Origin of the sequence: Chroococcidiopsis sp. SAG 2025, assembly GCF_032860985.1 — a bacterium.
Lineage (GTDB): Bacteria > Cyanobacteriota > Cyanobacteriia > Cyanobacteriales > Chroococcidiopsidaceae > Chroococcidiopsis.
In genome coordinates this window covers 202,398-225,145 of sequence record NZ_JAOCNC010000003.1, presented here as the reverse complement: position 1 = coordinate 225,145, position 22,748 = coordinate 202,398, and the positions used below count along the sequence as shown (strand labels likewise).

33 protein-coding genes and 1 pseudogene are annotated in these 22,748 nt (G+C 44.6%); 25 read left to right on the top strand and 9 right to left on the bottom strand.

The features are described 5' to 3' along the window. Positions 1–668 precede the first annotated feature (668 nt). From N4J56_RS35975 to N4J56_RS35955, 5 genes are all read right to left on the bottom strand, one after another. A complete protein-coding gene (locus tag N4J56_RS35975) occupies positions 669–860 on the bottom strand; it encodes a hypothetical protein (RefSeq protein WP_039711652.1) in 192 nt (63 codons plus the stop codon). Next, positions 860–1,030, bottom strand: coding sequence for a hypothetical protein (locus tag N4J56_RS35970; RefSeq protein WP_317111596.1), 171 nt, complete (start codon positions 1,028–1,030; stop codon positions 860–862). Before N4J56_RS35970 ends, N4J56_RS35975 begins: the two co-directional genes overlap by 1 nt. Positions 1,031–1,362: 332 nt before the next feature. Further along, positions 1,363–2,598, bottom strand: coding sequence for a ParB N-terminal domain-containing protein (locus N4J56_RS35965; RefSeq protein ID WP_317111594.1), 1,236 nt, complete (start codon positions 2,596–2,598; stop codon positions 1,363–1,365). 58 nt (positions 2,599–2,656) lie between these two features. Continuing rightward, a complete protein-coding gene (locus N4J56_RS35960; RefSeq protein WP_317111592.1) occupies positions 2,657–3,922 on the bottom strand; it encodes a hypothetical protein in 1,266 nt (421 codons plus the stop codon). 150 nt (positions 3,923–4,072) lie between these two features. Further along, entirely contained in the window at positions 4,073–4,354 is a 282-nt protein-coding gene (locus N4J56_RS35955) for a hypothetical protein (RefSeq protein ID WP_317111590.1), read from the bottom strand. A gap of 161 nt (positions 4,355–4,515) precedes the next feature. On the opposite strand from N4J56_RS35955, the gene N4J56_RS41590 reads away from it, so the two are divergent. The 3 genes from N4J56_RS41590 (at position 4,516) to N4J56_RS35945 (ending at position 5,481) form a co-directional block, all read left to right on the top strand. Next, a complete protein-coding gene (locus tag N4J56_RS41590; protein ID WP_052289409.1) occupies positions 4,516–4,725 on the top strand; it encodes a ribbon-helix-helix protein, CopG family in 210 nt (69 codons plus the stop codon). Positions 4,726–4,786: 61 nt separating this feature from the next. Then, positions 4,787–5,107 (top strand): hypothetical protein, encoded by a 321-nt coding sequence (locus tag N4J56_RS35950; protein WP_317111588.1) that lies wholly within the window; start codon positions 4,787–4,789, stop codon positions 5,105–5,107. Then, entirely contained in the window at positions 5,104–5,481 is a 378-nt protein-coding gene (locus tag N4J56_RS35945; RefSeq protein WP_317111586.1) for a hypothetical protein, read from the top strand. The genes N4J56_RS35950 and N4J56_RS35945 overlap by 4 nt, the downstream gene beginning before the upstream one ends. Positions 5,482–5,682: 201 nt before the next feature. Here N4J56_RS35945 and N4J56_RS35940 read toward each other — a convergent pair whose 3' ends face one another. Together N4J56_RS35940 and N4J56_RS35935 are read right to left on the bottom strand one after the other, a co-directional pair. Beyond that, on the bottom strand, positions 5,683–6,474 hold the full coding sequence (locus tag N4J56_RS35940; RefSeq protein ID WP_317111584.1) for a Rha family transcriptional regulator: 792 nt from the start codon (positions 6,472–6,474) through the stop codon (positions 5,683–5,685). A gap of 202 nt (positions 6,475–6,676) precedes the next feature. Then, positions 6,677–7,021 carry a helix-turn-helix domain-containing protein gene (locus tag N4J56_RS35935; protein WP_317111582.1) on the bottom strand — a complete coding sequence of 115 codons (345 nt, stop codon included), beginning with the start codon at positions 7,019–7,021 and terminating at the stop codon, positions 6,677–6,679. Between the two features lie 434 nt (positions 7,022–7,455). On the opposite strand from N4J56_RS35935, the gene N4J56_RS35930 reads away from it, so the two are divergent. The 10 genes from N4J56_RS35930 (at position 7,456) to N4J56_RS35885 (ending at position 14,269) form a co-directional block, all read left to right on the top strand. Next, positions 7,456–8,133, top strand: coding sequence for a hypothetical protein (locus tag N4J56_RS35930; RefSeq protein ID WP_317111580.1), 678 nt, complete (start codon positions 7,456–7,458; stop codon positions 8,131–8,133). Between the two features lie 97 nt (positions 8,134–8,230). Next, positions 8,231–8,497 carry a hypothetical protein gene (locus N4J56_RS35925; RefSeq protein ID WP_317111578.1) on the top strand — a complete coding sequence of 89 codons (267 nt, stop codon included), beginning with the start codon at positions 8,231–8,233 and terminating at the stop codon, positions 8,495–8,497. Then, on the top strand, positions 8,498–8,917 hold the full coding sequence (locus tag N4J56_RS35920; protein WP_317111576.1) for a hypothetical protein: 420 nt from the start codon (positions 8,498–8,500) through the stop codon (positions 8,915–8,917). It begins immediately after the preceding gene. A gap of 196 nt (positions 8,918–9,113) precedes the next feature. After that, on the top strand, positions 9,114–9,620 hold the full coding sequence (locus N4J56_RS35915) for a hypothetical protein (RefSeq protein WP_317111574.1): 507 nt from the start codon (positions 9,114–9,116) through the stop codon (positions 9,618–9,620). A gap of 39 nt (positions 9,621–9,659) precedes the next feature. Continuing rightward, on the top strand, positions 9,660–9,851 hold the full coding sequence (locus N4J56_RS35910) for a hypothetical protein (protein WP_317111572.1): 192 nt from the start codon (positions 9,660–9,662) through the stop codon (positions 9,849–9,851). A 138-nt stretch (positions 9,852–9,989) separates the two neighbouring features. Next, positions 9,990–10,259 carry a hypothetical protein gene (locus N4J56_RS35905; protein WP_317111570.1) on the top strand — a complete coding sequence of 90 codons (270 nt, stop codon included), beginning with the start codon at positions 9,990–9,992 and terminating at the stop codon, positions 10,257–10,259. Positions 10,260–10,415: 156 nt separating this feature from the next. Further along, complete coding sequence (locus tag N4J56_RS35900) at positions 10,416–11,825, top strand: transposase (RefSeq protein WP_317111568.1); 1,410 nt, start codon at positions 10,416–10,418, stop codon at positions 11,823–11,825. A gap of 563 nt (positions 11,826–12,388) precedes the next feature. After that, positions 12,389–12,976, top strand: a complete 588-nt coding sequence (locus N4J56_RS35895) for a hypothetical protein (RefSeq protein ID WP_317111566.1) — start codon at positions 12,389–12,391, stop codon at positions 12,974–12,976. Beyond that, complete coding sequence (locus N4J56_RS35890) at positions 12,976–13,170, top strand: hypothetical protein (RefSeq protein ID WP_317111564.1); 195 nt, start codon at positions 12,976–12,978, stop codon at positions 13,168–13,170. Before N4J56_RS35895 ends, N4J56_RS35890 begins: the two co-directional genes overlap by 1 nt. Before the next feature lie 529 nt (positions 13,171–13,699). Next, entirely contained in the window at positions 13,700–14,269 is a 570-nt protein-coding gene (locus N4J56_RS35885) for a hypothetical protein (protein WP_317111562.1), read from the top strand. A gap of 65 nt (positions 14,270–14,334) precedes the next feature. Here N4J56_RS35885 and N4J56_RS35880 read toward each other — a convergent pair. Next, positions 14,335–15,286 (bottom strand): annotated as a pseudogene (locus N4J56_RS35880) (IS5 family transposase). Positions 15,287–15,402: 116 nt separating this feature from the next. Here N4J56_RS35880 and N4J56_RS35875 point away from each other — a divergent pair. The 3 genes from N4J56_RS35875 (at position 15,403) to N4J56_RS35865 (ending at position 17,729) form a co-directional block, all read left to right on the top strand. Continuing rightward, a complete protein-coding gene (locus N4J56_RS35875) occupies positions 15,403–15,888 on the top strand; it encodes a hypothetical protein (RefSeq protein WP_317111560.1) in 486 nt (161 codons plus the stop codon). A gap of 184 nt (positions 15,889–16,072) precedes the next feature. After that, positions 16,073–17,020, top strand: coding sequence for an IS5 family transposase (locus tag N4J56_RS35870; RefSeq protein ID WP_317109281.1), 948 nt, complete (start codon positions 16,073–16,075; stop codon positions 17,018–17,020). Between the two features lie 418 nt (positions 17,021–17,438). Next, positions 17,439–17,729 carry a hypothetical protein gene (locus tag N4J56_RS35865; protein WP_317111558.1) on the top strand — a complete coding sequence of 97 codons (291 nt, stop codon included), beginning with the start codon at positions 17,439–17,441 and terminating at the stop codon, positions 17,727–17,729. Here N4J56_RS35865 and N4J56_RS35860 read toward each other — a convergent pair. After that, complete coding sequence (locus N4J56_RS35860) at positions 17,726–17,881, bottom strand: hypothetical protein (RefSeq protein ID WP_317111556.1); 156 nt, start codon at positions 17,879–17,881, stop codon at positions 17,726–17,728. The two genes, N4J56_RS35865 and N4J56_RS35860, sit on opposite strands and share 4 nt — an antisense overlap. Before the next feature lie 434 nt (positions 17,882–18,315). Between N4J56_RS35860 and N4J56_RS35855 the strand changes: the two genes are divergently transcribed. From N4J56_RS35855 to N4J56_RS35815, 9 genes are all read left to right on the top strand, one after another. Next, positions 18,316–18,549: a hypothetical protein gene (locus N4J56_RS35855; protein ID WP_317111554.1), complete on the top strand. Its 234-nt coding sequence runs from the start codon at positions 18,316–18,318 to the stop codon at positions 18,547–18,549. Positions 18,550–18,690: 141 nt separating this feature from the next. After that, positions 18,691–19,056 (top strand): hypothetical protein, encoded by a 366-nt coding sequence (locus N4J56_RS35850; RefSeq protein WP_317111552.1) that lies wholly within the window; start codon positions 18,691–18,693, stop codon positions 19,054–19,056. A gap of 69 nt (positions 19,057–19,125) precedes the next feature. Beyond that, on the top strand, positions 19,126–20,319 hold the full coding sequence (locus N4J56_RS35845) for a hypothetical protein (protein ID WP_317111550.1): 1,194 nt from the start codon (positions 19,126–19,128) through the stop codon (positions 20,317–20,319). 206 nt (positions 20,320–20,525) lie between these two features. After that, complete coding sequence (locus tag N4J56_RS35840) at positions 20,526–20,726, top strand: hypothetical protein (protein ID WP_317111548.1); 201 nt, start codon at positions 20,526–20,528, stop codon at positions 20,724–20,726. A 5-nt stretch (positions 20,727–20,731) separates the two neighbouring features. Beyond that, positions 20,732–21,121 (top strand): hypothetical protein, encoded by a 390-nt coding sequence (locus N4J56_RS35835; RefSeq protein WP_317111547.1) that lies wholly within the window; start codon positions 20,732–20,734, stop codon positions 21,119–21,121. 67 nt (positions 21,122–21,188) lie between these two features. Beyond that, on the top strand, positions 21,189–21,491 hold the full coding sequence (locus N4J56_RS35830; RefSeq protein WP_317111546.1) for a hypothetical protein: 303 nt from the start codon (positions 21,189–21,191) through the stop codon (positions 21,489–21,491). A gap of 121 nt (positions 21,492–21,612) precedes the next feature. Beyond that, entirely contained in the window at positions 21,613–21,777 is a 165-nt protein-coding gene (locus tag N4J56_RS35825) for a hypothetical protein (protein WP_317111544.1), read from the top strand. Between the two features lie 241 nt (positions 21,778–22,018). Next, positions 22,019–22,192, top strand: coding sequence for a hypothetical protein (locus N4J56_RS35820; protein ID WP_317111542.1), 174 nt, complete (start codon positions 22,019–22,021; stop codon positions 22,190–22,192). A 63-nt stretch (positions 22,193–22,255) separates the two neighbouring features. Further along, positions 22,256–22,684, top strand: a complete 429-nt coding sequence (locus N4J56_RS35815; RefSeq protein WP_317111540.1) for a hypothetical protein — start codon at positions 22,256–22,258, stop codon at positions 22,682–22,684. Positions 22,685–22,748: the final 64 nt, after the last annotated feature.

The following is a 22,748-nucleotide window of genomic DNA, read 5'->3' as shown; positions in this document are numbered from 1 at the left end:
AACTATAAGCCGTGGAGTCTCTGCTTCGATTTGTGTAAGACGGCGTTATTAAGCGGTATTGCATCGATGTTTGAGTGCGGCCTTAAACTTATGACAGCTATAGCAATGATTGAGTTTAATCCCTAGCAATTTCTTTTTTCCTTCAACTGTTGTTTCATGGCATTTAATAAATCAAGCACATGTTGACTGAAAAATTGTATCTTTTCCTGTTCTGAAAATTATAAAATTAGCACGACTTTCTGTCTATCTGAAATCACTACATTAGCTTACTACTTAACAAAAATGCGATACGCTGCGTTCATCGCAATCGCTCGCTATATTTGTTTGCAACTAAACAACAAGATCTCTGTATTGGGTAACCATCAGCGCAAACAGCAGTGTTCTTGCGTAAGAAATGACAAGATATCGTATGGAGAACAGATAAACTAGGATTAGGTACAGTTGGGAGAAATCCTAACAGAGAAACACGCTCGCCGCAACCGTACTCGCTACTCCTGCACAAGATGCGCTCGCAGCTAAGTAATTTAAGCGCCACTCTCAAGCTGCTGCGGTTCCCGTTCTAGTGGCAGGGGTTTGGTCTCTGGTGTTTTCAGCTCGGTCGTGCATCATCTCGTAAATGCAAAGGGCGACTAGGGCGAGCGCGCTCGACAACTTTTGCAACAAGTCAGTTATGGATTAGCACCTACCGATTCCTGATACTGTTGGATTAGCCGTTGGCAGTCTTTTGAAGCTGAAACTGCTTGTGCCATCAACTGCTTTCCCTGAGCAAAATCTCTTTGTTTGAATGCTGCTATTGCCTGCTTGCTAAGGAAAGCAGCGCTAGCAGACAATTCTCGAATTCTTAGCTTCAACTCGTCCATCACTCTATCTCTATAATTAAAGTTCCCAAATTTTCGGCTACCTGATAAAGATTATCTGCTTGACTCTGTAACAAACTGGCATCGTCATAGTTATTTTTATCGATTGCTCGTTCTACTTCATTATAAAGGTTAGCAACAATCTCTTGAAGCGCAATATAAGCTTGCTCCAATGCTGCTTGAGTTCTAGCTTCGATAGCAATTCTCCAAAAAAATTTTGTTGTTTGAAATTAAATTAGTTACTATTTGTATAAGATCTTACCTTAGTGTTTTCGCGCTGTAACTTTGGTAGGCTGAGAAGGACGATAACTTCGTCTACGCACCGCTTACGCGCAGTGTCCGACTCCCTATATTCGGTGTCGTTTGATTTTTCTCCCATTAGCTACAACCTTCTTCATCAGCTCTTTCAACACAGGACTCGATCCGCTCTTGTCTAGGAGCCACTTCCACTTTCATTGGTAATCTTGGTTAAGAGTGCGATCGCGGTTGCATTTGAGTTGAAGTATTAATTCGACACAGTTCCGTAACGCTTCTCGATCTGGGTGAGGTATTCCAACTCGGTTGGAGTGAGAATGACAGGACGCTCTAACAATGACAAGATCTCTTGCTCAAATGGGTCGAGTTGGCACGAGCGCAGTTTGGTCAGGCGATTGCTTATTTCTTGCATCTGCGGCTCTTGTTCCGATGGCAAAGGGATTGCTTGCTGAGGTTTCAAGCTCAAGCCGTGCATCGTCATCGTTTTTAGATCGCGCAGCCACACCTCGACGCTGTATTGTGTCACAGAGGCAATACGCCCCATGCGACCGTCGAGCTTGTCGTTGTCTGGAGCGTGAATTTCTACTAGTCCACCCACATTGAGCTTTAAATGTGGAGCGATTGCAGGTCTTAAGTATTTGAGGGCAAGCAATTCTCGTTCTCCCGTATCTAGTTCCACAACAGCAGCATTAGGGTTAGGTATTTGAGAGATTATACCAGAGCGATTGGGAAACAGGGGATGGTCGTCCGTCACCACAACGCGATGGTCGCGGAGCGAACCGCCTTCGGCATCGCCCACAACAAATCTTTTTTGTTCGTTATCTTTCACTTGAGCAGTGGAGTCACACTTTACGCAATGGCGATCGGGCAATCGAGTTGAGTGCGGCTTGCCGATACTGGCAGTAGTCATCGTCGCAGTTGTACCGTGCTTGGTTTTATAAATCCGAGTCGATTTCTCACTACGGATTTCCGTAGTGAGAGAGGAGCGGAGATTCCGCACGGTTTTCTCGTTCACTCGGCAAGTCTTGGCAATACTGTAGTTGCTCCACTGTCCCCATTCGGGATCTTGAAGTAGAGTCATCAAGGCACGGCGCTTATCTTCCCGAGAGCGGGGGAGTGCGGGTTTGTTCTCGGCATTAGCTCCAACCGAGTAAAGGACGGCATCGCGTCTCGTACCTTGATGAATGACGCAAGCGATTGCATCAAGTTCTCGATTATGATGAGCAGAATAACGATGATAGCCATCGGCTAGCCAATACGACTCGCCATCGTAGAACACTGTCACGGGTTCTAGTTCTTGCCCGTCTTCCATTTGTTCTTCCAGTAACTTAACGTGCTTGAGGTCAATGGCGGCTCTCGGCTGCGTCCCCCCGTCACGGCGGATTTCATTCAGTGTCAAATAAGTTACCGTTGTCGGTAGCCCAACTGCCTCACAATTACGCTCGGCGCTAGGAACAACATCAACAAAAGAATTGCCGCTAATCATTAAATTTTCCCCTTATTGCTCGTCTTTGGTGCAGCTTTGCGATCTCCAATAACCCGAATCAATCTTCAACAATCTCAATATCAATCAATCGCCCCCGCTCGTCCCAATCGGCAAGCAGATCAGAGCGTTCCATCACCAGGCGCGTCAATTTCTTCCTTGCCTCTTCCACCAAAACTGGTTCTTGCCCGTGCAACCACTCCAAATACATCTGCAACGAGTCGGTTAATTGCTGTTTTTTTGGTGTTGGCGGTAGAGTTCGCTGCCGCACTAAAGCACTCAAACGAGCGCTAAAGTCGGGAACTGGTGCAATCTCCGCTCTCGGTCGCTGCGGATGGTTCGATAAAGTTTTTGCTTTTTGAGTCACTTCTTCTGGGCTAGTGCTTGGGACTTCGCTCAAACATGAAGGCAACCTGACTTCTATCCCTGCCGCCTCTAACGCTAAGGCATTATCTAGCGCCAGGTTGTAGAACTGTAAAAACTCCTGCCACAGTATTGCTGTCTTGAAGCGATTTTTGTAGAACTCAGCATAGGCGTTGGACTGGGGAGAATCAGCCCAGTGTCCTCCTTGGTTCTTGTAATGCAGTGCTCGCCACTGCAAGAAGTAGGGGTATGGTTGGAGAGGGGCAACTTCCCACGGCTCGGTCGCTCGCGCGGCGGACGCGGCTAATGTGTCCGAATCCATTCGGACACCGCCCGCTTCGGAAGATTTGTCACAAAGCGAGATCTTAGGTTTGGGGCGAGGAATATCTGGTTTGGCAATACTTGTATCAGAAGATTCTGCGGTTACTACTGCTTCTTGTTTTTTTGGTTCGCTCTCTTTGTTAGAGAAAATATTGCCAGTAGTATTGTTAGTTGTTTCTGGTATTCGTTGACAGTCAACGGATGGAGTTGTCGAACTGGATACAGTTGCATCCGTTGAAAGCAATTGTTGTAGGAACGGGTGGTTGTAGTTGACGGTATACCAACAAGTGCGATCTCTTCCCGATTGTCTTAAACCCAATTGACTGACTTCGATTAACCCCAGATCTACCAGCAGCGAGCGCACTTTGCGAAAAGCATAATCGGAGAGCCAGGAAAATGTTTCTTGCCACGAAGAGTAGGATTTGTAGATCCAGCGCCTACCGTCAACGAGTGTTTCTTTGACTTGATGGGGGATGGAACCGAATTCTTGACAAATGTAGTAATGGATCTGCTGCACCATTGCCGCGCAATTAACAGCGTACCCCTTGAGGCGATATTCTTTTCTAGTCTCAAACAACGAAACAATTTGGTCAGCTAAAGTTTTAGGAATCGGCGTAGACTGATTGCTAAGGAGTTTAGACATGACTCATGACTCCCGCAACAATTGATTCACCCTTTCCACCTTTTGCTGAGGATTTCCTACCATTCGTGGCTGTGGTTGAATGCATGACAAATTTTCTCCGAAATTGAGCAGCGGACAAGAAAAGTACCCGTCCGCCTCGACGTTTTTTGACTAGAACGGAGCTTCCAGAGCATCCAGTAAGAAGTAGGAGACAACTTGCCATGACTCCAAGAAGCCACTCGCTGCTAATAGTTGCTCTATCGCATTCTGTGTCGGCTCTGCTACCAATACATCAATTTCTTGGGCGCTAACTGGGACAGGGCGCGAGTCTTGTATTTCAATTTGCTTGGACACCAACTCGACGAAGTATCTGTGTCCAACTAACTTCTGGGCGCTCACCTGGGGGCAAGTTACTAGCGGTAGGATACGAGCGCGCCCGTGGGTTTGTGTCATTATATTCTTGACTCCAGTTTTGAAGGGGTTGAGCGATCGCAGAACTTTGGTCGGGGACGCGATCGCTTTTGACTAGACTTATTCTAGTGCATACGTGTGTATGTGGTCAAGTAACTATGTATGACATTTAGCCAGAAATAGTGTAGATTTAAGTTGAATGTATGTATGTATATGGCTATAGGGCAATGTCTAGAGATAAGTACGCATCACCTGGAAAGTGGGGCGAGTCCAAAAAAAGATTTAATATCATGCTCACGCCGTCACTGGTGGAGCAAATCGATAGACTTGCTTCAGAAATGAACGTGACTCGCTCTGAGTATATTGAACTATTGTTTAGGAAAGAGATTTTGGACGAAGTTAAAGCTTCGTAATTGATACCTAAAGCGATTGCGCCCGTACAAAACAGTAAGCTTCTAGAATATTCAAAGGCTTTTGGCTCATCCGGCTACTTATCATCGCATCGAATCTCCAACCCAAACTCCAGAAATTGCCAAGTATCAGGAAGCCAGTCAAGAGATTTGGGGTAGACCTGCAAGGGGTAGCAACATACCGAAGGTGAAGGCATACGTAGGTAAGCTGCCAGCGAATGCTAGAGGAATCGAATTTACAACCGATATTGAACCAGATCCTTCCACACCTCCTGGTTATGCCTACTGGAGTATTTCGCAATCTGGTGTGGAAGTCCGCGTCAATGAAAATGGCGAAGAATTGGCTATACTTAGGGTGTTGAGTGTCGAAAATCGTCAACCATGAATCCGACTCCAACTCAATCCCAAGTAGTAGACCTCGATCGAGCAACGAATGCAACAACGCCCATAGCCGTGATTCGTTCGGAACCTGAAGAACTGATCGAGCAAAAGTCTTTGACATTTCGCAATGGATTTGACGATTTAGACTATCTAGCGTTTTCCATACTGTCCCTACCGTCTAATCGTCCCGTTACCCTAGTCCGTCACAAAAACTCCCCCAGTTTGGGAACCCAAATCTGTGTCACTGCGAACGAGCCATCTGTTGCAGAAACATTGGTAGAGGCGATTCGATTGTTGAATTTCTCAATTGAAGACCTTTCCTGGATTCACCCCTACTATGAAAGCAAAGTCAAGCAGGCACTAGCTGGCGTAGCTTGACGGTTGGAAGTTGACAACAAGCATCGATCGACTTGTAGAAGATTTGTTGTTGGAAGTTGGGACGATTTCTGATAGACGATTGCAATTGGTAGGCATTGTTTAATAAAAGAGGTGGCTCGGATTCCCCTCTCATAATCACAGATTTGAGCGCGTCCGGTTTGCCACAGATATTAAGCTGCACATAGCGCGAGATTCATCCGTTTACTCCCCTAGCAGCCGCTGTCTGTGTCCCTGTTTCATTGTCCAAAGTCGATCCAGTTCTGATAGATATTCCAGCGGTAAATACTGGCAAGGAGCAGCAGTTAGTCCACTTTGGAGTAAATCTGCTTTGCCGATGGATTCGAGCCAAATCACGACATCAGATGCTTTCTTCATTCCGTAGCGTTTCGCGAGCCTTGTTTTTGAAAGCCCTGTATAGCTTTTGATTGGTTGACCGCGCTCGTTGCAGAGGATTGTTTTTTCCACTTGGGTGACTCGTTCTACAACTGCATCCGGCTTACCTAGAATCAACGCTACCATCCCCGAACCGTGCAGGGTGGCAATTGCTTGACTCACTGCTAGTAGTCGCTGTTGACTTTGTGCCGCAGCGTCTTCAGAGCGAGCAGCACTATCTCTGGCACGGGCTAGCTCTAGTTCGAGTTCAAGTTCGCGAATCCGATTGGATTGAGCCGGAATGACTTGTTCAATAACTCTTTTGGCTTTAGCAAAGGCTTCTACTAATTCAAGCTTGCACTGCACTACTTTGTCAGTATTGCGGCTGAGAGTCATTAAAAATGTTGCTTGCTCCTCCGTGAGCCAAGCCAATCGTTCCGGCTTACCCCGTTCTGATTTTCGCGTTTCAAACGCGATTTCTCCAAATGCTGACTCGGTGCGTTGCTTATACTTATCAAGAGTTGCTAACAAATTCTTATGAGCAATTGCTAACCTATCGGCGATTAAGCGCGAGTCAACAACTAAAGTGCCATCACGCTCGATAACTATCACGTTAGTCATTGTTGTATCCCAACAATAAATAGTTTGGATCGCAGTACCCCCCTAGTGATTAAACTGGAACATTGATACTAAAGGGGGTCGATTTCTTAACTTTCGTTTAGGTAGTGCGATCGATTGTAAAAACAGTGCGACTGTCAGGACTGAAAATTATTTGGAGTCGATGACAAATAGGGAATTGATTGCAGCAAAAGATAGCCATAGCTTAGGCAGATTCTGGCAATTCAGAAACAATGACAATTGCGGAGCGTGATTGCCGACGTTGTTGAGAAGGGCGATCTTCGATCGCATCTCTACCCGTGTTAAATTCCTTTGATTGAGTCATCCCTTCGCATTCGTCGTTCCAATCGGCATCGTCTTCATAAATTAATAAGTCACCTGGTTGACAGCTCAAAGCTTTACACAATCGTCCTAAAGTCACAAAAGTTACAGATTTGGCATCTCCCTGTTCAATTTTTTGAATATTTTGAGGAGACATCCGAATCATACGAGCTAGGTCATTTTGGGAGAATCCGCGAGATTTCCTAACCTCCTGAAGCAGAACTTTCACTGGCATATCCTCAAGCCTTCACTCCTATCATAAGTAGTACCCTTGTAAGTTGTCTAGCTGTAATTAGTATTATCTTTGGTAATAGTTAACTAACAGTAGTATTACTAAGACTAATAGAAAAGACGGAAGAAAGCTATTGACTACTACTGATAGGGGTACTACTATAAAGGATATAGACAACAGAGCAGCAGAGCGCGGAACTGCCGAAATACCGCCCACCCCACTTTTGAAAGTGGATGACCTGTGAGAAAAGGGAGCGATACCCTGGTGGACAGACCCTACCGTAATGGTCAACGCCAGTTGTGCGAAGGGCAGATGAAGAAATAATTTGTTGTCGGGAATTGACTGAATTCCAAAAACAACAAAGCCCGAGCGCGCTCAACTTTCTCAGGGCGATCGCGCTCAGGCTTTGGTTCCTATCACTAGGTAATCAAATGTTAACTCAAGCACAATCAACTTCACAAGTCCGCACTCCCCAAATCTGGGACAAGCCAACTGCACAAGCCCAAGTAGGAGACGAAATCCGCGCCCCTTTCACGCCAGTTATGCAGGTGGTGGAAAGAGAAGTTTTAGCCGATGGACAAGTCCGGCTACTAGTCAAACCCGTATCCGCTGCTTCGTACTCCGAAGAATGGGTAGTAGAGCCTCAAGCCATAGTAGAGCCACAACAGCCAAAATCAGCCGCATCAGAAAACATAGAACCACGACAGCTAGCAGGATTAGCTAGTGACTCCGTTACTCATCAATCCCAACCCGACTGGGAGGCAATTGCTGAATATAACAGCGGCAGCACCCACGGGAAACACGACGCAGCGGCTCGTATACCACCCATGTGTCAAGAAGCAAGCTGTCCCTATTCTCAGGGATATCTGGACGGCTACAACAGCATTAAAGCATCTTCCCAACCACCAGCCCCAGTCCCCAAAGCAGTCGAGTGGCAGGTAGTTCACGATCCTCGATGGGACTTGTATCAAGTTTGGATTGGCGAGCGCTGCTTGATGGAAAAGGCAATCAGCTACGAAGAAGGGGAACGAATAGCACAGAAATACATCGCAGCAGAAGAGTTACGGCGACAGCAGCGGCAATTGGTGATGAGTGCATTTGCTGCTTAGCCGAAAGTAACGACAGAACAATAATTTCTTGGCTCTAAAGCCTGGGTGCAAACACATCCAGGCTGTTTCAATTGCAATACTATCTCATCGAAAAGTCATGCTGACCAAAACCGATGTCATTTTTGAGTCCGCGCGTTTTTTATCTCAGCAACACGGAGATAAGTCAGACCGTCTCAACCGAACCAAAAGGCTAATAGCTGCTTTTACTTTACTATGCGATCGCCTATCTGAAGACGAGCCGCAAGAGTGCTTGCAACAAATTGCCAGCTACGTCAACAACGTTTTTGGCGAACGAGCGCACTGCAATCATCAAGCCCTCCAAAAGGGCGCTCGCACTACGACAACGCTTAGGAGTAACGAATAAGTGAAACAGCGCCGACAAGTCACGCGCTACCACCATCCTCGGTGGCGCTTCTCCTTGGGAGATCTATCCATGCGACGCAGCACTCCACCCCCGCACAGAACGATTGTCGTCCAGTTGAAGTTGACCGATGCAGCTAGAGCAGTTGAAGCAGCACTACCAATTCTCGATGAATTGAGCCGAGAAATCGAGTTGTTGCAACAGCGTCAACAAATCGCCCAGTTGCAACCGAGCGCCCAAATCACTCTAAGATTCTGTTTTCGCGGCTCGGATGCAGCCACTGCAACGATCGCTCAAGCCATCAATAACTCAGCTTACCAACTCGAAGAATTACGCAACGCCAAGCTGATTACCGACTTTGCGGTGGAGTATGAAATTTTGCACTCGAAGCACTCGCGCCGCCAGCACTCGGCTAACTTTTAAAGTCAACTTGAAACATAGATGAAATATTTTGGTTTTCGCTTGATTCCTGCTCTAGAATTTGCTATGGGTGCAGTTGGCAGCAGTTTCCCTACCCTGTAGAACCGCAAGTACCTACAATTATTTTAGAGTTGGTTTGACCAGAACGCAAAGAATTTTCTAGTTCTGACTTTGCTGCTTTAATCCAAGCTGAATGCTCATGATTCAAACTCAAACGAGCGACCGACAACCATTGGTCGCGCTTCATGGCGATTTGCCCCAAAGTTTAGCCCAGATGACTTTAGCACAAGCCTACAACCTCATAGTTGGAGATTGCCCCGCTGAGATCCCTTTTGTCGTTTGGCTTGTAGAAAACCCCGACAGTCCCTTGCCTCTCCCTGGGAATATTCATCTGCGACAACACGATTACTTGCACCTCCTTTTAGGACGGGGATTTGCTGCTACTGACGAAGCTTATGTCATCGGTTTTACAATGGGCAACGATTTAAGTACGAAGCGATGGCATATCTGGCTCTTCAAATTAGTTTCGCTGCTAATTTATCCACCTAAATTTAGATTTAGCAGCACTGACTTAGCTGCCTTCGATCTCGGAGTCGCAAGAGGCAGAAGATTGCCCATCAAAAATCTGAACCAGCTCGACTTCACTCCTTATCAAAATTGGCAGCTATCGAGATTGAGAGATGGATTGAAGTTAGCAGAAGTCTGAGTTGAAAATTAACTGTACTAGTAGATAAACTTCCCCAAAATGATAAATATTGTCTCTAAACGAGAGCTTGAGTCTTTTCACCTTCCCAATACTTACAATTGCATTCAATCGGCGATTGCCCAACTACAGAAACTAGACTACCAGCCACAAATTGAACGAGCAATTTCCTATTTGAAAAGTGCCTCAACTAGTTTAGATAGATGCATTCAGCTAGACGAACCGCTCGATTGAAAGAATTTTTAACGCCTGATAGTAGCTCACCTAAAACTGATAAAAACCTGGAAAAAGCCACTCGTTCGTTGTAGTTGAGCTTTGGGATTGACGCACCCGCTTTCAGTGAAAAAAATATCGCCCCTTCCGTCAAAGCTTATGGATATTTTCACCCCCGACAATCCAATTCTAATTAGCCAAGAACTGCTTGACTCGGCTGAGTTATTAACTAGAGCGCGAGATCTCGTTCGTGCCTCAAAGCAACAGATTGACATTTCTCCCTACATTACGGCACTCGAAACTGCGCTGCAATCCTATGTCGATTCCGAGTACTACGACTGGTGTGCTGATGTTGATTGCGCCTTGAGCCAACGCTTGAACGATGACGGAACGCCACAAGATCTTTCCCTGTTTGAACAGAAATGTTGAGCGCAGTCCCTATCTGTAATTTTTCATTCAGGTAGGGTAAGCGAAACTAATACAAAGCTCTAATCCTCTATCTATTTTAGATGCCTAAATCTACGCAAATTTTAAGCATTTTGGTGTATAATGTGATGAACTTAGTCAATTATCGAGTTTGAGTAAATGGGCAAACACAAAACTAGAAAGAAGACTAAGAAAAGGCTAAATCAAGATCTGATTAGAACTGATGTTTGGAGTTTATTAGCCACGCCTACACAAAAATATCAACTACTCTTGACAATTGACGAGTATCGCCAGTATCTCAAACCGCTAGTTTTAATTATCAATGCTCAATGGGTAAACTTAGCTTCGCTGCCAGCGAAGGAACGGGTGAACGTTGTGGAGAAAATGATTCACGCTACGGCAACTAACCCCAACCCAAAACATAAATATTATCAAAAAGTCATCAATAAATACCCATCTTTTCGGAAATTTCCTAGTTATTTGAGACGTGCTGCTATCGCTGATGCTCTTGGGATAGTCTCCAGTTTTCAGACTCGTTATTATCAGTGGCAATCGGGAGAGCGAAAACGTCGGGATGCCAGACCGCCGCGCTTGAGTGCAACGTGCAATACCTACCCTACACTTTACAAAGGTCAACAAGTTAAATATGGAGCTAATTACTGCACGGTAGATCTCAAAATCTGGAATGGTTCTGATTGGGTATGGACTAACTCAATTCAAGTAAAAAGTCATGGAGGTAGGAGACATTTAACAGTAAATAACAAAATGCAATCACCTACACTAGTTGTTAATCGCAATAGGTGTCAACTCTCAATGCCGATTGCAATTGGTAAGATAGAGCGACAAGAACGCGACTATGTAGCTAGTGTAGATCTCGGAATTAACAATGCGGCAACTTGTTCAATAGTTGGACGTGACGGTACTGTAAAGGCGAGGCAGTTTATCAACCCGTCAAGAGACATAGACCGTCGCAACCAACGCCGAATGATGATCGCTAAAAAGTCCCAGCAGACTCAACGTATCACCACCCAGAAGCTACCAAGAGGTTTTTGCCGAGGCATCTACCGCAAGTCCTCCAATATCAATCTGGAGATTGCCCGCACTGTTGCTAGAAAGATTATTGACTTTGCTAAAACGCACAGTGTCAAGGTAATTGTATTAGAAAATCTGTCTGGCTGGAAAGCAAAAGCTGGTAGAAGGGGTAGCTTACTCAAACAAAAATTCCACTTGTGGTGTCATCGAAAAATTGTTGAACTGCTTACAGATAGATGGAACGAAATAGGCGGTGTAGTTCAAGCCGTGAATCCAAAATACACCAGTGCTTATGCTTTTGATGGTAGTGGCAAGGTCAAGCGTAGCCAGATGAATTATTCTCTTTTGCGCTTCACTACAGGTAAAAATTACAATGCCGACCTCAACGCTAGCTACAACATTGGAGCTAGGTACTGGTACAACATAATTATCGGGGACAAACATTTTTCTAGAGTGTTCGAGGGCAAATGTTCCCACGACACACTGAGAACGCCAGTAACTCTGGGAACGTTAAGAAGTCTTGTGACGGCTGCTTAGCGCAAGAATCCCCATCTAAATCTGGCGATTCTAGATGGGGTGCGTTCAATGGGATTGCCAGCAGCTATTTGATGCGAATCTCACCGTAGTCCAAGCTGCCGAACAGCTTTATCAACAACTGACGACTGCATAACAATCGTTAGATTGACCCGATGGTTGCGACTTAGCATTCCGCCTACGGCATCGCACGAGCGGTAGCACTGAATCTCGTACTCTTTCAACATTCGACTCTACCTATTTATCCGGTTTTCACGACTTATTAGTTCGGTTTACCGCCCTATCTTGTTGGAGGCATGGCAACGCCATTTAACTCGCACTTTCCGTAGGCGCGTCTGAAAGCAGGATGCCTGATTCACCCTTAGAGCGAGTCTCCAACGAGCCACTAATCGTTGACCAGATAGCCGCATCGGGCAAAAAGTCAAAAGTGGATGTGGCGTGAATCTCCGCACTTTGAGGTCGGAGAGGGTTCAATTATTGCAACGCGATCGCTTCAACTATTTTTCGATTGATTTTCTTATCGCTCAGAAGTGATTAAAGAGGGATTAAAACACGTAGGAGTTCCCATGCTCGATCCTAACTCGGACTCGCCCGCTCAAAGTTCTAAAGACAAAGCGCACAGCGGGCTTCACCTGTTCGTTTCACTAACGCTCGTAGCAGGATTTTTCATCTCCACTTGTACGTTATTCTACATTTGGATCGACAACAAAATCGCTGACGAGGCTCTTCGAGCGGACATTCAAGAACACCTGCAAAACGCTGCCCATGCATCGACCACGGCACTCGCTCAATCTGACCTAAGTGCCGTGGTATCGCAAATCTCGACGCATTCCATCCTGAAAGACAGCGTTCGGGATCGCCAATCCAATCCTACCCTGGCGAGATGGTATCAAAATTTGCTGGGGGTACAGGAAACGCTAAGACAAGTAAATGCAAGCGATCTACCACTTGCCGATCGGCAGATAGTTTTACAGAATGTTCGCAACAGTTTGACACGCAACGATAGATTTGGAATGGAGAAAGTAGATATTCCCAGCTTTCCTAAACTCGGCTCGTTAGCTTCATATAAAAATGTAGCGTTTGCAGCAGCGGGAACGTTTGGTGGACTTGCATTGATTTGGCTAATTCTTCTCTCGCCCACGGAAGAAACATAATGAGTATTATGCAATCTTTGGCAATTTATCTCTCTATTATTGCAGCTTTGATTTGTTTTGGCATCTTTATAGCTCTTGCAGTTAGGGGTAATGTGGACGGAACCAACGATATTAAGATTGCGATGAGTTTGTTTTTGGCGTGGCTGGTGTTTTCTGGGGGTTGCCTCCTAGCAGTCCTATTGCTTGGCGTATAATATCGGCACGGGTAGTTCAAACATTTTCCGATTCAAGCTTGACAGTTATGCACCGAATATCTTTCTCTGCTCCCAAAAAACGATCGTTTCTTTAAGATCGGAAACGGCAACTCAACCAAGACAGTTGGTAACTGGCGATTTTACCTAACGTGGGAAACACTAGAACAACTCGATGGATGGGAGATCGATCTCCCATCCTACCTCCAGTTTGGCAAGTACTTCGGACTGTAGGTGCGTATGCAACTTTAGAGATTGATTCTTACCAAGGAATAATCGCACCTATGGACGTGCCGCCTCAAGGATGGACGTATCCCGATGGTACGCCATATGAAGCGGAAAACTTTTGGCAGTGGATACCCGACGAACTCAGCAAACAAAAACTACTACTTCTAGACTGCGACATTACGATCCGCCGTTCTAAATCTGGTGCAACCTTCATCAACGATCCGGGTAGCTACTTTAGCCCTCAACCGCGAGCATACAGCAGCAAGCGCGATCGCGCTCACGATTTCATAAAAAGAAAAAGAAGATGCAAAAATATTTTGTATTTGATGTTGAGTCTTTGGGCTTGCACGGCATTGTATTTGCCTACGGTTACGTTGTCGTGGACGAAACGGGACGAGAACTGGAAAGTGGTTACGAAGCTTGTTCCAGTTTTGCGAAGTTTCACAATTGGTCTAAAGATTCAGCAGATTTTGACCCGTTTTCCGACGACATAAAATGGACAGTCGAAAATGTTTTACCAGCCCTCAATGGTTCTACTTGCGATCGATTTCCCGAATTACGCGATCGCTTCTGGAAGGCTTGGGTGAAGTGGAAGGAGCAGGGGGCGATAATGTGTGCCGATTGCCCTTATCCTGTTGAATATAACTTCGTCTCGGAATGCTTGGCTGAGGCTGAATACAGCGATCGCGCTCACGATGCTCCCTATCCATTTATTGATGTTGCTTCGGTATTGCTAACAGCAGGGGAAAATCCGATTGGGGAGTTTAATCGACTTGAGAATGAATTACCACGGCATAACCCTTTGTGCGATGCGCGGCAGTCGGCAAGGCTGTTGATTGAAGCGATAGATGCCATTAATGCTCCTCTGATTTGAGTTTCAAATCCGACTTTGTTGCATGAATAAGAGAAAGTCACACCTCACCTTTAATCATGTGGTGATTAGCCTTCTACTTTGTAACTATCTGGCGAGCATTGCTGAATCATGCGATTGAGCGCTGCACATTGCAGGAACAATTCCACGGCTTGATTGTCAAATCCTCGCCGCCGCAAACGCCCGCCAAAGATAGATTTGAGCCGGAACATCGTGGTTTCGGACAACGAACGCCGATGATAACCGCTCTCCTGTTTCCACCGCTTGCGCCCGACTTTACGAATCCGTCGCAAATTTTCATCGCGTGGATGAGGCGGGGCTTGACGGTTACCATGTTGTTGAATTTTCCCATTGCGCCGAGGGGGAATCGTCGATACCGCTCCTCGCGCAGTAATTGCATCGTAACAATCTAGGGTGTCATAGCCACCATCTCCAGACACTTGCTCAATCTCTTGTTCAATCCCATCAAGAATCTCAGGCAGTGCCTCGCAATCGGCGACATCATTGGTGCTGACTACTGCCGCGAGAATCTCCCCCGTTGCTTCATCCACTCCCAAATGCAACTTCCGCTCCTGTCGTCGCTTGCCAACTCCAGGGAGCGCGGACTTTCCACTCTCCCTCACCATACACTTTTACCCTAGTCGAGTCCACTACTACGTGTACTGCTCCTGTTTTGGGAATCACCGGCAGACTCACCTGCAATTTCCGCGCATCGTCGAGATAACGTGCTATGGTCGGGCACTGCCAACTCAATTCCCATCACCATAAACAACGACTCCAAAAAGCCCTCTGTTTGCCGTCCAGCTAGATGAAACAATGATTGAATCGTACCCCGAAGTGGCAATCGCTACGTCGCTGTAGTAGTTGGATGCTCCCTTTCGACCAGTCTTCTGCTCGTTGCGCCATTGCTCAATCATTTCCTCGCTTACCCAGAAGCTAATGCTGCCTCGTTGCTTCAGTCCAGCATCATACTATGCCCCAGTTACGCACCCTATAGTTGGATTTGGCTTTTGTCTTCATAATCGAAGGAATGGCACAGATAGAATCAATGTACCAATCTCTTCCTATCCATGCAACAATGCCTTCAAATCCCCAAAATGGGGGACTTCTGAATTTTTCTATTACACAACTCTGCCATGCCAGAAAAAATTTGTGTTTTGAATCGATTTCTTACTAATACCGAAAGCCATGCAATCATTGCATGGCTTAACAAAGGCGATCGCTCTCGGGCAATCGAACTGTTAGAGAAAAATCCGAGGCGGCGGGAAATTCTGCTAGTTTTAATTGATATTTTAGAGGCGCTCGATTGCCTGGGAAATAGCACTGAATTTAACGCCGCTATTGTGCAAGTAAGATTTGAACTCATGTGTTCTCACGTTCCCTGGACTAGCTGGAACATTGCTAGTAGTTTGTGTGCGATCTCTTATATCACCACAGGTAGGGGTTTTACGACAGGCGAACGAGAAGTTCTGCGTCAAAACTTTCAAATAAATGAATTATTAATTGCTTGGTATTGCTGCCCTCTATCATTATGGTCGAGGAAAAATCGAACAATCTTACAGGAGGAATTACAACGCGAGCGATCTCCAAGAGGCGGGCGGTCTCAGCTCTGTGCAGTTTGACTTCTCCCCCTGTTTCTAACAGGGGGAGAAGTCAATTAAATACTCTCGCGATTATTCTTTCGGCACTAGAGAAGTATGTAATGCGTAACCCTACGAACTATAAAACAAGATTTGGATTGGGCTTTGTTGCACAAATAAGGAGAAATGAGTAAATTTTGAGTATGCCGTCTCAACTCAGTCAACGATGAAGACAAAAGCCAAGGAAAGCTACCGGATTCGTAATTGGAATGCGTATGACGCAGCACTCAAACAACGAGGCAGCATTACCTTCTGGGTGGATGAAGCAGTGATTCAGCAGTGGCACAACGAGCAAAAAACTGGGCGCAGAGGCGCTTCCAATCATTATAGTGAGGTAGCAATTGCGACAATGGGTACGATTCAATCACTGTTTCATCTGGCGGGACGACAGACAGAAGGCTTTTTGGAATCACTGTTTACCCTCATGGGGATTGATTTAGCAGTGCCAGACCACTCTACGTTATCGCGCCGACTGAGGAAATTGGCGGTGGAACTACCTGTGGTACCCAAAACCAAAGCGGTGCATGTGGTAGTTGATTCTACCGGAGTGAAAGTCTATGGAGAGGGAGAGTGGAAAGTGCGTCAACACGGAGTCAGTAAGCGGCGGACTTGGCGGAAGTTGCATTTAGGAGTGGATGAAGCCACGGGGGAGATCCTGGCAGCTACGGTCAGCAGCAATAATGTCGCCGACGGCGAAGTGTTACCCCAGCTGCTTGACAACATCGTCGAAGAAATTGCGCAAGTATCTGCTGATGGAGCCTATGATACTGCGGACTGCTATGATGCCATTGACCAACGAGAAGCCACAGCTGCAATTCCCCCTCGTCGCAATGCTCGGATCTGGCAGCATGGCAACAGCAAGCAGAAACCACATCCACGAGACGAGAATTTACGTCGGATTCGCTCAAGTGGACGTAAACGTTGGAAGCGCAACAGTGGCTACCATCGTCGTTCGCTAGCTGAAACCACGATGTTTCGTCTCAAAACTATCTTCGGTGGCAAGTTGCGGCGACGGACTTTTGACAATCAGGCGGTAGAGTTATTCCTCCAATGTGCGGCGCTCAACCGCATGATTCAGCATGGCAAGCCCGATAGTCACAAAGTAGAGATTTAGTTACGGCTTGAGCAGGGGAACAAATTGACTTTTATCGATTCATGCAACAAAGCTTTTGGATTGTACAAAGCTACTATTCGAGCAATGGACGAGTTAAGCACGGTCAAAAGAGCCTGGTGGCTCCAGAGTGCTATGTGGCACTGCCAAGAGAAATTCCCCGATATGCTACCTCAACTTAGGGAGTTAATCAATCGTCCCATAACCCTGGAAGATTTAACTAGACTGAATGAGTTAAAAAATTAAAGAAACCAATGTAAAGAAATAAAAACCCTGGTAGTAAGTATTGGAGAAAGGTATGGCTTTAGTAAATCCATACCTTTACAAAAGATAAAATATCGGAACAGCAAATAAATCAAGGCATAGCTAATATAGAAAAGATGTTGCAAGAACTTGAAAAGATTCTGCTCAAGGGGACTAAATGACTAAATACTATCGCTTAGACGAAAACAATAATCCTGTAGAATGCGATCGCGATGCGTGGGATTCAGCAGACAATCATTTTAATAGCGTAGTCAATTCTACAAAGATAGGACGCTACATCATTACTACAACTTTTGTAGGAGTAGACTATTTATTTGCAACAGCTATTATTGACGATTGGGGTAAGGAAAGCAGAAAAGTTCATGCTAAATACTCCACTTGGGAAGCAGCAAAAGTGGGGCATGAGAAAACGGTGGAGTATGTGGGGAGTGAGTTAGTACCGTTTTAATCTACTCTCCCAAAGTAACCTTTATTAATTTTAAGCTTTCCTTCTTCCTCATACACCACTACTTGAAAACTTTGCTCGTACTGTTCGTAAGGTTCATCTTCATCATTTTCTTCTTCACTTGTCCAGCAAGAGCGAGTATTAACAATTACCATATAAAACTTTTAGATAGAAAATCTGGCGTATCTATTGACTATGTTTCAACGTATCAGTTCATCATCAAAGAGCGAAAGCAAAGCATTGGTATGTGGCAGCCAGAATCAGACGATTTGTGTCATGGTTATGAAACAGGCTTCTGCGGTTAAAAAGCAATTGCCTGTATCGGTAACTCCAAACAGGGATACTTTATGTTCTGTCGTGCTTGTGTCGATAAAATAGGAAAAGATTTGGTTGATAGCGCTTTTAATTCTAATATTCGGCAATTTTCTTAGTTTTTTGCCTTGCTTTTACGTCAAACTTGCTTTATAATTCAATAAGAAGTTAAGAAGTTATAAGCTAGACCTCTACAAAAGTTAAAGACCGACTTCTTCAAAAAAATTTTATTGTAGAACAGCAATCGCCTCATGTTATCTAAGTTGAGGACTCTCAGATGATTCAAGTTTTTCTAACTTTTACAATCGGTCTAATTGGTGTCTTGTACATTACGCTTTTAATGCTAGAACTTTTAATTGACGTTCTGCCGCCTCATCTACCTGCTTGTAATTCTGTTAACAGTCACAGGCAAGTAGTAGATCGCATGAGAAAATTAGTTGATATGGAATTACCATCGACAAAGTTATTAATTCAATCTCAAGTACCTTTATTGCTTGCCTCAGTAGATTGAAGAATAGATTTTACAAAATTTTTCACAAAATTGGTAGGAATTCGTTTTCTTCAGTTAAATGGTAGCGCGATCGCTCTCAATTCCATACTAATTTTCGACTTTTGTAGCCACCTCATATTGTTTGTTTAGCTACAAATTATTATGGCAATGCGTTCCTCACTTTTATTCCCTTGTTTGGGATTGTTGTATGGCGTTACAAACAAAATATTCTCGATCGTTGCGGGTTGTCTCTTAGCAGGTGCTTCTATAGCTGTAGCACATATGAGTTTCCTTGCTTTATTGCAATTTATCAATGGCTACCGAACGCGGTTATATGGCATTTATAGTTTGAGAAGATACGCACCTTCGGTAATATATCCGGCTGTGGGTGTCATCCTATCATTCACAGCAGGTTTGGCAGTCGGCTTTACAAATCCCGTTGTTATCCTTTCATGTGCTGCAAACGGCAGTTTACTAACCGTTATGTATGCCTTTTTACTTTTTTCATTCTTAACAGGACACATCTGACCAGTTTTGCTCTCCTGTGTAGAACGAAATTGAAGCTTGCATAATGTCAGAACCGCATTAGGAGATATCATGATTTCCACAAAGTTACAAACACGCATTCAGTCGCTCGAACAACAGCGCGACCGCGCTACAGAACAAGAATTGCTGCGTCAGCAGCAGGAGATAGCAACTCTAGAACAAAAAGCCTTGATAGAATTTGAGGAAAAGTTTAATACTGTTTTTGATGTAGAGATTCAGTCGGAACTGGGAATTGAATTTAAAACCGAATGCGAAACTACTACTTCCCAGCTACATAATAATGTTGTAGCTTACGCGGAGTTTTTCCTGACGGACGAACTAGAGGAGCATCACGCGATCGCCATCCATAAAGTCAATTCCTGGTGGAGAATTCGCTATCCAGATTTAGCAACGACCGAAAGCCACAAACGTCGGAAAAGCCAAGAGTTTTTGCACGTAGACTCAGGTTATTGTGCGCGGATTAAAGTTAAAACTGAGATAGAAGCTCTACTTTTATTCCTCCATAACTGGCAGCAGCAGGTAGAGGAAAATCGTCAAAAACTGCAAGAAGAAACTCATAGGTCAAAAGAGCAAGCCAAAAGACGGCAGCAAGAGGAGGAAGAACGCCGCAATCGAGAAGAGGTACTTAGGCTGAAGAACGAACGAGAGCAAGCAGAACGGTGGCTGCAATATCTGGAGCAAGCAACTGCTATTAAAGCAGAAGACGCTCGAATCAGACAGCGGATTGCAGCCGAATTGAGCGAAGCTAAAGCTCAAGAATGGCAGTGGCAGGAGGGATTGATCGCCACTCTGTACAAGTGGACTTGGTGTAAAGGTGCGTATGTTTGTGAAGACGGCGAGACTCAATTCGACTACGAATACTTGTGGAGCGATCGCGATAGTTTAGATGAGAATGGTTATGTTACAGGTCACAAGTCTGTAAAGCAAGATGGATACTCCTATCGAGCTTGTGCTTGCTGCCAAGTCAAGCTAATACTAGACGTTCACAAACCAATTATCGAGCGCGTTCAATATTCCTGTTGGGAAGATTTACCCTCGCTCTTCCGCACGCCGATCTTTCACGAATTTCAAGGAATAGAACTTTACGGCGATTACGACTGGCAGATACTAGAGTTAATCGCTCAAGAGGAAGACCAGATGTGGTATCGGCAGAATTCAGCTTGCAGCGAAACAATAGCTGTAGGCGAAGAACCGCTGTCATGGGTTAAATCCTTACTTGAGAATAGTAAGGATATACAAGTTTAGTTATTAAAGAGCGACGATTTGTCTGTAATGCCAAATTAATCTTCTCAAAGCTATAGACTGTTGCCTAATTGTCGCCTAAAAGCGTTCAACAACGGCGGTCGCGCTTGTTTTAAGCTGGGCAAAAGCGCAAATTTCCAAGCATAAAATTGTCAAATCAAGTTGGTAGCAGTTTTTAGCAAACTTTGATTTTCAATAGAGAGAAAGCCATGAATAATCGTTCAACTACAGAGGATGATATCTATCGAGCTTGTGACGAATATCCTCGTGATTTTACTCTTAGAGAGATGGATTACATCCGTTCTCATTCTAACATTCAGGATATTCTAATTTGTTGGTTTGAAATGAGTCTCAGCGACGGATGTTGGACTCAACAGCAAGTCAAGTTCATGCAGTCTTTTTACGAATGATCAGTATGCAAGCCACCTATTGTTCGTTAAAAGTTGGATACGATCGCCTCGAAATCGATCACCCTCTGATTGCTGAAAGTAAAAAATACTTGCGTTTTGCTTTAGACCTAGCACAAGCATATCACGTCCTTAAGAATAGTATTTTTTGGAAAACAGCACGTCCGAGTATAAAAAGGCGAGCTAAGCAGCAATTAAATATTCTTGCTTTTGATTGCTGTTCTAATTTTCTAGCTGGTTGCGATCGGATTAGTGCTTATGTAGAAGAAATGAGCGATATTGCCCCTCCTCCGATTTGGTGGAATGATGTAATAGTTGCCTTTACTCTTGCATACGATGCTCTAATACGGGAACATGAAAGCGAAGTTGCCAGCAAACAGCTATCACTTTGGGAATAAGCATATGCATTCCATACACTCTATTTAATCTAAGTTATTGACGAAATGGTAGAAGCCGCTAATCAGGATGAACAAGTACGATATTTTAAGATTTGAGATTTCACAACGATATCATGCCGAGCTAGAACTGAAAGTTTATTCACTGCACGACCAGCATATTACCGCACTTTCTCAAGGCGATTGGCAGGTAGCTTGTGAGTTGGAACGCACTCGCGATCGAGTTCATCAAAAACTCCTAGAGCAACGCAACAGAAGTGAGTCGATCGTGGACTGGCTCGAACTTGACTCTGAGTTGAGAAAGTCAAAGAAAACCTATCCCGGCTGCTACGAAGATATCGTCGTGAAAGTAGAAACCGAGTTGAAATTTTAATTAGGTCTGAGAGTCATTGTCAATGTTAGATAGCTAACAAATTGGAGCTAGTAGCATGAGTAGCATGAACTCTGAAAAGCTTCCATACACGGAATATCAATTAATATTAAGTATTGGATTGATGTCTAAGCAAACTGATACAGTTCACCCAAATATTGATTTCATCAAAGAAGAATGGAATAGTTTTACTAGAGAAGAACAAGAAACTTGGTTAGACGAACAAACTAGAGAGTGGGCTAATAATTACATAGATTATGGTTGGCATATCGATCGAGAGTCAGATTAAGCCACGATCGAGCGCAATAATTGAGATTGCCCGTATCAATCGACAAACACAACCTCAAAAAGCAAGCGAGACAGTGAAACAAATGAGTAATAATTTAGAACGAAAACTCATTCGCACGTAACTATAAGTAAGAGAGCCATTCTTAATGACACAGCAAATATTAAATCCCTAAATCGAACACAGATTTGAATTGCACGATGTGTGTTTCTGCTTTTCAATTACTATCGCAAGCAGCGAAGGTTTGAGCGACGAGCAAATTCAAGAACTAGCACTAGCTAAAATTAAAGCACTACTACAATCGGATGAATTTACCCTCATTCCTACTCCTCTACCTCCCATGCTACCCCAGATGGTAGGAGTTCCTCAAAACACTCATTACTTCAGTATTTACTATTGCGGCAACAAAGCAACATGATTCGACGGTTGGCAAACAGATACCTTTAGTTACTTCGGTATTTTCGAGCCTTTTACTTGTCACTTGACAATCGTAGCTTACTTACAAGAATGCCATTTAGGTAGCGACGAGTCAGATCCAACTCACGCTATTTTGTGCGATATCGAAGCGCAGAAAATGTACGTAGGAGATTATGAAGTAGTTCGTAGATTTGTTAAAACTCATCGTCTGCTGCAACCGACGCGAAGTTTAACTTTGGAAGAAATAATTCAACTACAAACTCAAATTAAAATATATCCCCCAACTCAAGAAGAGTTTAATCGCAAGGGAATGATGGAGATGTGCGGGAGGATAGCGCCCAATCTACAAGCCGAGCGCGATCGGTTAATTCAGTGGTTAGACGCGCAGGTAACGTCAACATTAATCGAGCAAATAGAAGAATCTTCTCCTGATATTTCACATAGTAAGTTTGTACTTACTCATTACCTACGTCGAAATATTGTCATAAATTGAGATCGTTAAACTCGATTACCAAAATGTCAGAGCGATCGCAGTCGAGATCGCAGGTAGTTTCTTA

Bases quoted from the DNA above. Each gene is read 5' to 3' on its own strand.
- N4J56_RS35825 (WP_317111544.1), top strand. From the start codon at position 21,613: ATGTCTAAGCAAACTGATACAGTTCACCCAAATATTGATTTCATCAAA.
- N4J56_RS35850 (WP_317111552.1), top strand. From the start codon at position 18,691: ATGGCAATGCGTTCCTCACTTTTATTCCCTTGTTTGGGATTGTTGTAT.
- N4J56_RS35955 (WP_317111590.1), bottom strand. From the start codon at position 4,354: ATGACACAAACCCACGGGCGCGCTCGTATCCTACCGCTAGTAACTTGC.
- N4J56_RS35975 (WP_039711652.1), bottom strand. From the start codon at position 860: ATGGACGAGTTGAAGCTAAGAATTCGAGAATTGTCTGCTAGCGCTGCT.
- N4J56_RS35960 (WP_317111592.1), bottom strand. From the start codon at position 3,922: ATGTCTAAACTCCTTAGCAATCAGTCTACGCCGATTCCTAAAACTTTA.
- N4J56_RS35905 (WP_317111570.1), top strand. From the start codon at position 9,990: ATGGATATTTTCACCCCCGACAATCCAATTCTAATTAGCCAAGAACTG.
- N4J56_RS35875 (WP_317111560.1), top strand. From the start codon at position 15,403: ATGCCAGAAAAAATTTGTGTTTTGAATCGATTTCTTACTAATACCGAA.
- N4J56_RS41590 (WP_052289409.1), top strand. From the start codon at position 4,516: ATGTATGTATATGGCTATAGGGCAATGTCTAGAGATAAGTACGCATCA.
- N4J56_RS35845 (WP_317111550.1), top strand. From the start codon at position 19,126: ATGATTTCCACAAAGTTACAAACACGCATTCAGTCGCTCGAACAACAG.
- N4J56_RS35835 (WP_317111547.1), top strand. From the start codon at position 20,732: ATGCAAGCCACCTATTGTTCGTTAAAAGTTGGATACGATCGCCTCGAA.
- N4J56_RS35840 (WP_317111548.1), top strand. From the start codon at position 20,526: ATGAATAATCGTTCAACTACAGAGGATGATATCTATCGAGCTTGTGAC.
- N4J56_RS35885 (WP_317111562.1), top strand. From the start codon at position 13,700: ATGCAAAAATATTTTGTATTTGATGTTGAGTCTTTGGGCTTGCACGGC.
- N4J56_RS35830 (WP_317111546.1), top strand. From the start codon at position 21,189: ATGAACAAGTACGATATTTTAAGATTTGAGATTTCACAACGATATCAT.
- N4J56_RS35915 (WP_317111574.1), top strand. From the start codon at position 9,114: ATGATTCAAACTCAAACGAGCGACCGACAACCATTGGTCGCGCTTCAT.
- N4J56_RS35855 (WP_317111554.1), top strand. From the start codon at position 18,316: ATGATTCAAGTTTTTCTAACTTTTACAATCGGTCTAATTGGTGTCTTG.
- N4J56_RS35910 (WP_317111572.1), top strand. From the start codon at position 9,660: ATGATAAATATTGTCTCTAAACGAGAGCTTGAGTCTTTTCACCTTCCC.
- N4J56_RS35925 (WP_317111578.1), top strand. From the start codon at position 8,231: ATGCTGACCAAAACCGATGTCATTTTTGAGTCCGCGCGTTTTTTATCT.
- N4J56_RS35940 (WP_317111584.1), bottom strand. From the start codon at position 6,474: ATGACTAACGTGATAGTTATCGAGCGTGATGGCACTTTAGTTGTTGAC.
- N4J56_RS35860 (WP_317111556.1), bottom strand. From the start codon at position 17,881: ATGGTAATTGTTAATACTCGCTCTTGCTGGACAAGTGAAGAAGAAAAT.
- N4J56_RS35945 (WP_317111586.1), top strand. From the start codon at position 5,104: ATGAATCCGACTCCAACTCAATCCCAAGTAGTAGACCTCGATCGAGCA.
- N4J56_RS35900 (WP_317111568.1), top strand. From the start codon at position 10,416: ATGGGCAAACACAAAACTAGAAAGAAGACTAAGAAAAGGCTAAATCAA.
- N4J56_RS35930 (WP_317111580.1), top strand. From the start codon at position 7,456: ATGTTAACTCAAGCACAATCAACTTCACAAGTCCGCACTCCCCAAATC.
- N4J56_RS35965 (WP_317111594.1), bottom strand. From the start codon at position 2,598: ATGATTAGCGGCAATTCTTTTGTTGATGTTGTTCCTAGCGCCGAGCGT.
- N4J56_RS35865 (WP_317111558.1), top strand. From the start codon at position 17,439: ATGACTAAATACTATCGCTTAGACGAAAACAATAATCCTGTAGAATGC.
- N4J56_RS35890 (WP_317111564.1), top strand. From the start codon at position 12,976: ATGAGTATTATGCAATCTTTGGCAATTTATCTCTCTATTATTGCAGCT.
- N4J56_RS35895 (WP_317111566.1), top strand. From the start codon at position 12,389: ATGCTCGATCCTAACTCGGACTCGCCCGCTCAAAGTTCTAAAGACAAA.
- N4J56_RS35870 (WP_317109281.1), top strand. From the start codon at position 16,073: ATGAAGACAAAAGCCAAGGAAAGCTACCGGATTCGTAATTGGAATGCG.